The sequence below is a fragment of the Streptomyces djakartensis genome, from assembly GCF_014651075.1.
GTDB classification, from domain to species: domain Bacteria; phylum Actinomycetota; class Actinomycetes; order Streptomycetales; family Streptomycetaceae; genus Streptomyces; species Streptomyces djakartensis.
Genome location: NZ_BMWE01000101.1, coordinates 1 through 512, shown reverse-complemented (window position 1 = coordinate 512; position 512 = coordinate 1). Strand labels below are relative to the sequence as shown.

Annotated in this window: 1 protein-coding gene; it reads right to left on the bottom strand. The window is 37.9% G+C overall.

The annotated features are described in order from the left end of the window. Positions 1–217: 217 nt before the first annotated feature. A partial coding sequence (locus tag IE212_RS34655; protein WP_229864749.1) for a phage tail protein occupies positions 218–512 on the bottom strand: 295 nt, incomplete at its 5' end.

Here is a 512-nt window from a genome sequence, read left to right as displayed (position 1 = left end):
AATTTCTTCATCTTCACCATTCTGCTCTCTGATTTCAAAAAGTCTACCAGAAGGAGCAGTGAATACTAAGGTTCTTAGTGTCATATCCATTTTATCTAATTTTTAAAAGTTCATAATTTCATAGTAGCGGTAAGTATCAACAAGAAAGGGGTGAAACTCCTTATCTAGGAATCCCACCCCTCCACCTAAAACTCTAGTAAGAAAATGACTAAGAGAGTTAATACTTATCGCAAGTACCGACAGAAAATTCGATATTTTCTATTGTGTTTTCTGAAGCCATACGATCTAAGTCAAGGCCAGTTACTTTACAAGGCCAAACTTCTTCAAGCAGCCAAGTATTTAGGACAGATACTCCATCTTCTGCAAGTTCATTTACAATGGCAGTTTCCCAATATTCACTAGGAACTAACCCACCTCCAGCTATCATATCCTGGCAGTAATCATTTGCATAGGAATTTAAAATCCCCCTCAATTCTTCCTCTGTAGGAACGAACTCATGAAGCGGTGGATCA